The sequence below is a fragment of the Thermogutta sp. genome, assembly GCF_014359955.1.
Lineage (GTDB): Bacteria > Planctomycetota > Planctomycetia > Pirellulales > Thermoguttaceae > Thermogutta.
This window is the reverse complement of sequence record NZ_JACIYL010000068.1, coordinates 1-10,404: the sequence shown is the minus strand read 5'-3', so window position 1 is coordinate 10,404 and position 10,404 is coordinate 1. Positions and strand designations below refer to the sequence as shown.

Below are 10,404 nucleotides of genomic sequence, written 5' to 3'. Positions count from 1 at the left end.
CCCGAGATCATTGAGGAAGTCCAATGACCTGCCGTAGATTCAATGTTGTCTTGTACTGTATAACTGCGATTTCTTCTTTGTTTATAAGTTCCCTCGCAGCAGGTGATGAACCTCTCGATGATCCCTATTACCGCTATATCGCAACAGCTCCCGAGTTTCAGCCGGTGAAACATGACCCGAAAATGCTCACCGCCCGGTGGGACACCTGGTTGTATATGCCGTGGCGGTACCAGTGGACGATTGGGACAGGTGACGAAGGAGGGCAGTTCTGTCGCGATTTCGGCATCAATGGGGGCTTCACTGACCACGGCGATGGTCCGTTTGCGTGGCTCGAAAAGTGGCATCTGCGTTTTTACAATGACCACACCGCCGGTAAGGGATACCTTTATCTGCGTGATGCCAACCAGCGATCACGGTTTCAGGCCTTTCAACGTGATCCACGGGCCATCCGTCAGGACCGAGAGGGGCTGAAACCCCTCGACGAGGCTCTTCTGGCGAAGCTCTCCGCTCTTGTGCGGGAGCGAGTCGCACGACTTCGGCAAAGTCCTGTGCGGGTGGCCTACGCTCTGGACGATGAGATCTCCTGGGGCATTTTCGTCGTGCCCCTCCCCTGGCGTGTTCTCGCTGACGACCAGGACTATCAGCGGTGGCTCGACTATTATTACGGGGGAAAAGGCCCCCAAGCCCAATTTGTCACACCCGATGCCATCCTGCCCCAGTTAAAAGGCCAGCTCAAAGACATCGATCTATCGCCCCTTTTGGACCGCATCACGTACAACGATTCAGTCTGGGCGAATTTTCTCGGACGGCTGGTCGAAGTCGCCAATGAAACCGATCCAGAAACGCCGTGTGGCTTCGTGGGCGGCCAGTCGCCGAATATGTGGGGCGGATACGATTATGCGAAATTGATGAAGAAGATCCAATTTATCGAAGCCTACGATCTGGGCTCCTCGCAGGCCATCATTCGCTCGTTTAATCCGCAGAATTGCATTCCGCAAGTTACAACACATTTTCATTCTGATCAGCGAGGAACGGCCAACGATGTGTGGCAAAGTTGGTATTACTTTGCGCACGGGAATCGGGGCATGATCGGCTGGGTGGAAGGTTGGTTCGACGGCACCAAGCCGCGCCCCTGGCTCTACGAATATCGTTTTACTCTGAAAGAACTGGGCCAGGTTCAGGGGCCTAAACTCGTGGGTGCCCGGTGGATCCATGACGGGATCGCCATATATTACTCCCATCCTTCTATCCAGGTATCATGGTGCCTGGACAGCGAGGCACACGGCCGCACGTGGGTCAATCGGGGCAATGACCATCGATTGGGCACATCCCATTTAACCCGTAAGGCCTGGGAATATATTCTCACAGATAGTGGGCTGCAATACTCCTTTATCTCCTATGACACGGCGGTTCTTCATGGCATTCCTAAGGAATATCGAGTGCTCATACTTCCGGCCTGTTATGCCCTCTCCGATGCCGAGGCTCAGCGAATCCGTGAATTCTGCCTGCGAGGCGGAACGGTTATCGCCGACTTTTGTTGCGGGTTGTTCGACCAGCACGGAAAAGCACGAGCGCGAGGAGCGCTCGACGACCTCTTTGGTGTTACGCATGACGGAACGGAGCGGGCGCAAGATTTCTTCGGGGACAGACTTTGGGTGGAGACCGACCAGGATGCGGCCTACAACTACAAATCCTACCGGGAACTTTTCGCCACTATTCCCTGCCAACTTCACAATGGTTACGCCGTTGCGGAAAAGCGGCTCCCCATCTTGACTGTCAGAAAGGTCGGAAAAGGCACGGCGGTTTACCTGAATCTATCCCCCCAACGCTACCTCCAGTACCGGGAAGAAGGAACCGCCGATGACAGGTCTCGCTTGCCTTTCGTGACGCTCATTTTCGAAGCGGGCGTTCGCCCGTGGATCCAGGTGACAAGCGAAGGCCGGCGGCCTGCCAACATCGAAACCTGCTACTGGAAAAATCGCGGTCGGGTCTTCGTGTTCGTGGTCCAAAATGCCCCGGTTACCGGGTCCATGTTCGGAGAGACCGGCGCAACCTCGCTCAAGACACGAACGATTCCTATTGTTGTCAAACTGAACCGGACCGTCCGCGACGTGCGCGACGAACGGAGCGGTGCCAACCTCGGTGACGGCGACCGCTTCGAATTCCAGTTCCCCATGGCCGAGGCTGTTTTCTTCAGCTTTCGCGATGATAGCCGATAAAACCGACTCCGCGTGACAGTCGGTGTCGGCATCTCTTTGATGGCAAATCGCAGGGTGCAAATTTAGTCCCCGATGACCTTAGTCGGGCTTACTCGCCAATAATTTTAATCAGCACGCGTTTCGGCCGGCGCCCATCGAATTCGCCGTAAAAGATTTGTTCCCACGGACCAAAATCAAGTTTGCCGTTGGTGATAGCTACGACAACTTCCCTGCCCATGATCTGCCGCTTATGATGGGCATCTCCATTATCCTCGCCCGTCCGGTTGTGATGATACGTTTGGGGCGAGGGATCATACGGGGCCAGTTTTTCCAACCATCGCTTGTAATCCTCGTGGAGGCCGGGTTCATCGTCATTAATGAAGACACTGGCTGTGATGTGCATGGCATTGACCAGGCACAGCCCTTCTCGCACACCACTTTTCTTGACGGCCTCCTCCACCTGCCGGGTAATATTCACGAAATCCATTCGCTTTGGAATATTGAAGGTGAGATATTCTGTGTAGCTTTTCATACCGCGTTCTCCGTCAAACGATAAACGCTTCTTATCAGCTTTCCAAAAGACACTCGTGCCTTGTACATTTCGCCCGTGTGTCGATCTTCGACCACCGCCTGCCCGGGTGGATTGGCCTTCCGGCAGCGTAATTCCTCGCCCTTTTACGCCCATTACCCGCCATTCCGCGATGGTCAGTTCTCTATCGCGGATCGTCATTCTGGAAGTGGCTGGTCCTTGGTTTCTGGTGCGAAAGGAAGTACAAGAATTCCGAGAAGGAAGAACAAACACATTGTGGCTCCCGCCACCCGCATCGGTTCCGCAAAGTTGGCGAAGACGACGCCGCTCAGATAGCCTTGCAGGAACGGCCCGAATGCGGATACGTAGCGGCCGATGTTGTAACACATCGATGTACCGGTACTCCGCAGCCTTGTGGGAAATAGTTCGGGGAAGTAGATCGCGTAGCCTCCGAACACAGAAAGCTGCGCGAACCCCATTAAGGGCGCCATCCACAGGACATCGCTCCAGCGTCGCATGGTTAGAAAGACAAATGCTGTGACGACCATCGCAAACAGGAAAAAGATGGCGAACGTCCACTTTCTACCCAACTTATCCGTCACCATACTGAACGCATAGATACCGAAAAACGCGCCGATATTGAATAAAAGGAGCTGAATGCTTCCCCAGCGCTGTACATACCCACCGATATTTTTGGTCCGCTCCTGGACCCGCGCGATATGATCGTCCAGTGACGCACCGGAAATATCAGCCTCCATCACAAAGCGGCGACGACGTTCCCGATCTGCCGCCGTTTGAGGTTGCCGCTTTCGGTCGAGCTTCGCCAGCACCGAACCATCATCCGTCCACGGCTGATCAAGCAATCGCAAAGCGTTCTCGATGGTCGCCGGTTCCCCTCGAGCAACGAGCGTTAAAGCGGCGGCCAAAAGATACTGGGCGTCATGATCCTCCGGAGTTTCACCGATCAGATCGCGGGGCGAAATCCCAGCGTCGGCCACCTTTTGCGCAGCCCCAGGCATCTGGAATACAAGGGCCACCAACACTTGATCCTGCTTATGGGCTTCCTGCTTTCGGTATTCCTGCGTGATGTTGGCCCGAAAGATCGACTGCACCAGATCCACACCGAAGACCCCGATGCCCCAGAGACCGATGACACCGGCTGCCGCGAGGATGATCCCCACGATCGCACGAACACGCCAGCGAGGATCACCAAACAATTCCACCAGAGAGCCGGCTTTCTGCTTTCCGGCCTTTCCTTCTGCCACCGCCTGCTTCCAGCGTTCCGGCTCTTTCAGCCAGAACATGATAAAAACGATGAGCACGGCCGGGAGAACCCCCACCCCGAACATCCACCGCCACGTCTGGCCGGAGATATATCCCACCAGCAAAAGCTGTGAGAACACGATTCCGACCACTCCGGCGGAAATATTTCCCAGCGCCGAAAAAGCCTGTAGAAAACCAAGAGCGTGTGGTCGCGCCCGATCCGGCAAAGTTTCCGCAACTATTGCCGTCCCCAGTCCAAACTGACCGCCAATCCCCAAGCCAGCAATAAAGCGATACAGCAGAAAATCCCACAATCCGAAACTGAACGCGGAGAGCCCAGTGAACAACGAGTAGCAGGCCACAGTGAGCACCATCGTTTTGGCCCGGCCGATCTTGTCACCCATGATGCCGAAGACGATCCCACCGGTCGCCCACCCGACGAGCATAATGGCTGTCGCCAAGCCCCCGTAAAAGTTGACGACATCGGGTGTCGCGGTTCCCAGAAGATCACGAATAGCCGGCTGCCTGGCCAGGTTGAAAAGCTGCTGATCGAAGGTGTCAAAAGCCCAACCGGCCGTGCACACGATGAGGACAAACCAGTGGTACCCTGTCAGCAACCGATACCACTTCTCGCGACTGCCAGTGGCGTTGGCGTCACTCATTCCTCGCTCCTTTGTTTTCAGCCGATTCCGAACACTTTACCGCAGCATTCCCGGGCACTCATTTGAGCTGCCACCTCAAGGTTACGGGATTATGAGTGAAAACAAACTGTTTGTCCAGAAGGCCACCTGCAGACCCATCCTCCCTTTCGCTTCACCGGCTGAAAACCACGCAGACTTCGATAGATTTTGGCCAGAAGTTTCAGCGGGCACGACAAGCGGGCCGCTCCGTTTTCGAAGAATATCGGGGAAGGCGTCCCTGCCACAGGCCCGGGCTCCACGCCGACCCAGCATCCCAGTTGCATTCGAACCATGGGAGAGACTGGAGGCCCCATTTTCACCCGGGCTACGGCTCTGGTAGGGAATGCCGTGAATTGCCCGTACCAACGCATTGCGCCCGTGGCACTTAACAGGTTTCCACATAAAGTGGAGATGGGTCACGGTGACGCCGTGTTGACGCACCCCAAGCCGTGCTTTTAAATAGGCGAATGTTCGGCAGTGGCAACTCTGTGCAAACCAAACGGGAGGTGCATCATGACGACACGACGCGGCCGGTTTACTCCACCGAGGATGGTCGTTTTCCTCGGATCTTTTCTGGCAATCCTGTTGAGTCCGCCGGGCGGCCGTTCGGAAGAAGCGCAACCGCCAGTGGCAACCGGGGAGAAGACGATCGTCATTAGCATGGAGGATTTGTCGGCCTGGCGTGAGCCGCACGGCGAATGGGCCATCGTGGGCGAGGCCATCATGGATCCCCAGCAACCCCAGCGACTGGCGGTGAAACCAGGCCAGGGAGTTCTCTACAACGGTCCTTCCGGAAAAACCGTGGACCTTTTCACAGTTATTGAACATGGCGACGTCATCGCCCACATTGAGTTCATGGTCCCCAAGGGATCGAACTCGGGCGTGTATTTTCAGGGACGGTACGAGATTCAGATCTTCGACAGTTGGGGTGTGAAAAAACCCACCTACAGCGACTGCGGCGGCATTTATCAGCGGTGGGGACCGCAGGGCGGCTATGAGGGGCATGCCCCGCGTGTCAACGCTGCCAAAAAGCCGGGAGAGTGGCAAACCTTTGATGTTGTGTTCCGCGCTCCCCGATTTGATGCGTCGGGCAAAAAGATCGAAAATGCCCGCTTCGTCAAAGTCATCCACAACGGCGTTCTCATCCACGAAAATGTGGAAGTCACCGGTCCTACCAGAGCTTCGCACTTTAACGATGAAAAACCGCTTGGACCGCTCATGCTCCAGGGAGACCATGGGCCGGTGGCCTACCGCAATATCCGTCTCCGGCTGATCACGTTGCCGTAAAGAAAGACACGATGGCCATCAGAGGATTGAGACACGCTGGCCGTACAGAAAAGGTCGAAGCCATGGCGAGTCAAGAAACCGGCGACCGTTCAGTGACCAATCCCGCGAGCAATCATGACATCGCGGAACAACTCGCGCTCATCCGGCGCATGTTGCGTCGGATGGTGGTCGTGATCGGATTGCTCTGCTTGGCCGTGTTTCTCCTGGCGGCCAGCGTGTTTGGCTATCTTGTGAACTACTTCTCTTTTGATCCGTTGTTAGTGGGAGGTGTTTCTGCTGGTGCTGCCGTCGTCGGCTTCCTGGTCGGCATGTTCGTGGGCCGACGCTAACGTCATTCTGCCTCCGGTGATTTGTCGGAGCGCGCCCCTTGTGGGCGACTTTTTGTTGAATCTCCGGACCTTTCGCCGCCACGGCAACTCAGCGAACCTGCGAAGACTGCGACGCAGGGGGCCGCGTGGCAATCGCCGGGTCGAAGTAATGGGTGGTCGTCTCAAAAGCCAGTTGCGTCGCCGAACTGGGGCAGCGAACCTCCGCCCGGAAAATGTGGTTCCCCGGCTGTTGCGCCTGGGCCCGGAGGGTCAGCACAAGTTTCTGGCCGGGAGCGATCTGCTCGATTTTGTCAAACACCACTTGACCCGGCAGAATCTTGTGGGGCGTTCCCTCCGCCGCAACAGGCTCGATCCCCTCCGAGAAAAAGCCGACCACAAACACGTCGGTCGCGGCCTTGCTTCCTTTGTTCTCGACCACGATACGGTACGTCCCTTCCTGGCCAACAGGGAGCGGACGGCCCGGGCCCTCCACATCAAGCACCAGATTGGGCACAGCCTGGACAACCGTTACCAAAGACGATTGAGCCGTCAGTCCACCTTCCGCCATCCCCTCCACCATCAGGCGTGCTTCACCGTCGGCCAGAAACTGACAGGGTATCTGGAAACTCTGCTTGTCTCCGGGCGGAAGGGTCGGGATTGTCCAACTAATGAGATGGTCATCGATTCGGGCCCCTTGCAAAGCCCGTCGAACCGGTTCGACTGCACTCGAATGACGAAGCTGCACCCGTACATTTTCCGCCGGCGCGGTCCCGGGATTCTCCACGGTCACAACGTACTCGTCGTTTTGACCCACGAACTGGAGACTCGGACCGCTGAGAGACACACTCAAATCGGGCTTGACGATGGCGATCTCGTGATCCGTGTGCGCCGTGATATTTCCCGCCGCCGTGGCGTCGATGCTCAAAAGCATCTTGCCGGTTTCTCGCGCGACCAGTTCCAGTTCGATGAGACGTGTCTGTCCCGGCGCGAGATTGCCCAGGAGCTGTGTGATGGGTTCCTTCTGCGCCTTGTTCAGCGGTTGAATGGCAACCGTGACGTCTTCTGCGTCGGCCGTGCCGACATTGGAGACAACCAGGCGATAGACTTCGGAGCGTCCGAACAGGACTTCGTGCGGGCCTTCGACTTCCACCTGGAGCTTGGGCTCCCGCACTTCGATTTTGGTCTCCGTCCGCGGCGGCGCGAACGTGTACTGAATGGCCAGATCAATTGTTTGGCTTTCCCGCGGAATCAACTCCAAAGAGAGCTTTTCCGTCTTTCCTGCGCCCACCGTCGGCAGAGTCCAAACCAGGGTGGTGCCGTTCGCATCGGGTGTTGTTGCGGCATCCCCTGCCGAGGCTTCGTAACCGGCCACTTCAGCCCATCGCGGAATCGCAACGGTTACCCGGACGTCGTTCGCCTCGGCTCCCCCCTGGTTTTTCAGGTGAATCTCGTAACTGCCGGGTTTTCCCAAAGTAATGCTTTTCGGCCCCACCGCGTTCACAACGAGAACAGGACCGCTCAGAACGCCGGAAACGGTTCCAGACACCCGGTGTTCCGTGGGCCGGGCAGGTGTTGGGGCTGCCGACGCCACATCTTTGCCGTTCTGCACGGAAACCGGTGGCTTGGCAGGTGTCGGAGAGTGCGTGCCAGCGACCGTCAAAGCCTGCCCGCTTGGTGTGCCCGCAATGTTTACGGTGGGCGAGAGGGTCACGCCTCGGGAGGTATCTGACACCCGCGACCCGTTTTGGACCAAGGATTGCCCAGATTCCGGAGCCTGTGCCACCGGAGACGTCGCCCCCGTCGGCCGTTGCGATTGGACTGAGGGTGATTCCACCGGTCGCGCGGCCACGGTCTGCGGCCAGACGCGGCTTTCCGAGGTAACCGCCCCGCCCAATTCCCCACGACCGCGAGCGATCGCCGGGCTGTTCATATCAGGTCTGCCTGTCCGGTCCGCAAATGTCGTCGGTGGCTGGCTCGGTTGATCCGGCGAGGCCGCCTTGGCTGTGCTCGTCCCTGCTGGCGCGGGCGCTTCCGGTAGAGCGGAACGAACTGGCTGCTGGCGGCCGGTCGTATTCTCGGCGACGGCAGTCTGAGGCAATTCGGACCGCGGTGTCGCCGCAGTTCCGGCCGAGGTAAACGGGGATTGACGGTACTCCATCAACCGCTGGTAGAGCGGTGCGCGCGCAGGAGTGTCATTGGTGGAAGCGGCCGGCGTGGGCCATTGAGGCACCGAACTTCCGCTGGAATCCCTTGGATTCCCCTGTAAGACCGGTTGAGCCAGATGTGGCTCGCCCGATCGAGCTGGCAGCGCTGCCCCGGTGGGTGACGCTCCACTGGTGGGACGAGCATCCGCCGGGACCGCGGCGGGGGACGCCTTGCCACTAACAAGCGGATCGGGGCGGGGAGTCAACGGGGCACCATCCTCGTCAACGAAAGCCGAACCCGCCCGTTTTGAAGAGGACGGCTCCGCTGCCTCGGCTTGCGCCTCGGAGGTCTGGGATTTTCTTGCCGGACGTATTCCAGAGAAAAGCTTTTCGCCGAAATTTTCGATTCGGTCAAGCAGTCCGAGAGGCCGATCCGACGTGTCGCTCAATGCCACAGTCTGGCCCAGCGAGCACGCCAAAACGATCGAAAGGCAAAAAATGCTCAGCCTCATCGCGTCACTCCTCTGAAGTAGGGAGTAGTCAAACTCGCCAAGTGGAAAGACGGCTACTTTCCCTCAAGGACTGTATCGGACGGGGCGATTGAATTAGATTAGAGGATTTGGCGGGATGAATCGGATATGCAGCTTGTACCAGCCGAACGGATATCACATTTTTGGTAGACAATAGACTTCCACGCGTGGGGTAAGTCCGTCCGAGATGGGTGGCTGCTGCAAAATCAATCCAAGCTCGGAGCACTCAAGCCCGACTGACTTTGAATCCACCGCAATTGACCCTGTGTGGTGGAACCAACCCCCTCGATTAAGTGGTTCCCGTGAAGTTCTGTACAGCCAAACAATGCGGGCAAGAAACAACGGTTGTGACAAATAGGGCTGGCCTGTATACTCAATGTTTTTACAGTTCCGCGCAACGGTGCGAGTGAGGCCCCGGTGATTCTCCGACGAAACGCACCATTGTCACACAGACGGACCGTTTTGCCATGCGGTTTTCACTGGTTGACCGGATTATCGACGTCAAGCCTGGCAAAGAAATTACCGCAGTAAAAGCGCTCTCGCTTTGCGAAGAGTATCTTGCGGACCACTTTCCCAATTTTCCTGTTTTGCCTGGCGTTTTGATGCTGGAGGCCCTCACTCAGGCCGCCGCATGGCTGGTGCGAATAACCGAAGACTTTGCCCACAGCATCGTGGTACTGAAAGAGGCGAAACGTGTCCGTTTTGGCCAATTTGTAGAGCCGGGCCAGGTGCTCCAGGTCAGGGCGGAAATCATTCGAGACGATGGGCGGCTCACCGAAGTCCAGGCCGAGGGAATCCTCAATGGCAAAACGACCGTCAGCGCGCGTCTTGTGATGGAGCGATACAACCTGGCTGAACGCGATCCCACCTGCGCAAGCTTGGATGATTCGGTAAAAAGAGATATGCGGAAACTCCTGGGGCTGCTGCTGGGTGGTGGCAAACTATCCAACGGCACACCCGCCAAAGAGACGAATCCGTCTGCGGGGTCACAGTTGGGCGGTCAGTCGGTCATGCTCAAAAGCACCTGACTTCCAGAGTCCAACCTGGCTTCGGTGTGGTGCTTGCGGTGATCTTGCCAAAAATGGGTGAGGCTCACGGCCGGGCATGCCACGATGATGAACCTGCCGTTTTTCGCGAGCGGTTGCACGATTTGAATTAAATTCGATGCCCTCATTTCAGAGAACGGTCGCAACAGATGAAGCATCGGTTTGAAGATAAGGTTGCCTTGGTAACCGGGGGATCCCGAGGAATTGGGCGAGCCTGCGTTTTTCAACTGGCGCGGGAGGGTGCGGAAGTCTGGTTTTTGTATCAGTCCAACCAGTTGGCAGCGGCAGCGGTGGTGAACGAACTCGGTGCTGAGGGGGCCAAGGTTCACGCCGAGCAAGCCGACGTCCGGGATGTCGCCCGGATTCAGCAAGTCGTCGAGAAAATCCTCAATGCCCGCGGAAAAATCGACGTGCTCGTG

The 10,404-nt window shown here is 57.2% G+C and carries 8 protein-coding genes; 5 read left to right on the top strand and 3 right to left on the bottom strand.

Features of this window, described 5'->3' with window-relative positions; translation table 11 throughout:
• The first annotated feature begins 77 nt into the window (after window positions 1-77).
• Window positions 78-2,219: a beta-galactosidase trimerization domain-containing protein gene (locus tag H5U08_RS03765; RefSeq protein ID WP_297030314.1), complete on the top strand. Its 2,142-nt coding sequence runs from the start codon at window positions 78-80 to the stop codon at window positions 2,217-2,219.
• 88 nt (window positions 2,220-2,307) lie between these two features.
• On the opposite strand, the gene H5U08_RS03760 is transcribed toward H5U08_RS03765, so the two are convergent.
• Both H5U08_RS03760 and H5U08_RS03755 read right to left on the bottom strand, forming a co-directional pair.
• Window positions 2,308-2,730 carry a secondary thiamine-phosphate synthase enzyme YjbQ gene (locus H5U08_RS03760; RefSeq protein ID WP_095416003.1) on the bottom strand — a complete coding sequence of 141 codons (423 nt, stop codon included), beginning with the start codon at window positions 2,728-2,730 and terminating at the stop codon, window positions 2,308-2,310.
• Between the two features lie 194 nt (window positions 2,731-2,924).
• Entirely contained in the window at window positions 2,925-4,652 is a 1,728-nt protein-coding gene (locus tag H5U08_RS03755; protein ID WP_297030305.1) for an MFS transporter, read from the bottom strand.
• Window positions 4,653-5,183: 531 nt separating this feature from the next.
• On the opposite strand from H5U08_RS03755, the gene H5U08_RS03750 reads away from it, so the two are divergent.
• Window positions 5,184-5,957 (top strand): DUF1080 domain-containing protein, encoded by a 774-nt coding sequence (locus H5U08_RS03750; RefSeq protein WP_297030300.1) that lies wholly within the window; start codon window positions 5,184-5,186, stop codon window positions 5,955-5,957.
• 11 nt (window positions 5,958-5,968) lie between these two features.
• Window positions 5,969-6,286 (top strand): hypothetical protein, encoded by a 318-nt coding sequence (locus H5U08_RS03745; protein WP_297030299.1) that lies wholly within the window; start codon window positions 5,969-5,971, stop codon window positions 6,284-6,286.
• Window positions 6,287-6,374: 88 nt separating this feature from the next.
• Here H5U08_RS03745 and H5U08_RS03740 read toward each other — a convergent pair whose 3' ends face one another.
• Window positions 6,375-8,921, bottom strand: a complete 2,547-nt coding sequence (locus tag H5U08_RS03740) for a hypothetical protein (RefSeq protein ID WP_297030297.1) — start codon at window positions 8,919-8,921, stop codon at window positions 6,375-6,377.
• A gap of 485 nt (window positions 8,922-9,406) precedes the next feature.
• Between H5U08_RS03740 and H5U08_RS03735 the strand changes: the two genes are divergently transcribed.
• Window positions 9,407-9,967: a 3-hydroxyacyl-ACP dehydratase FabZ family protein gene (locus H5U08_RS03735; RefSeq protein WP_297030296.1), complete on the top strand. Its 561-nt coding sequence runs from the start codon at window positions 9,407-9,409 to the stop codon at window positions 9,965-9,967.
• Between the two features lie 167 nt (window positions 9,968-10,134).
• Window positions 10,135-10,404: SDR family NAD(P)-dependent oxidoreductase (locus H5U08_RS03730; RefSeq protein ID WP_297030294.1), on the top strand; the 270-nt coding region annotated here is incomplete at its 3' end.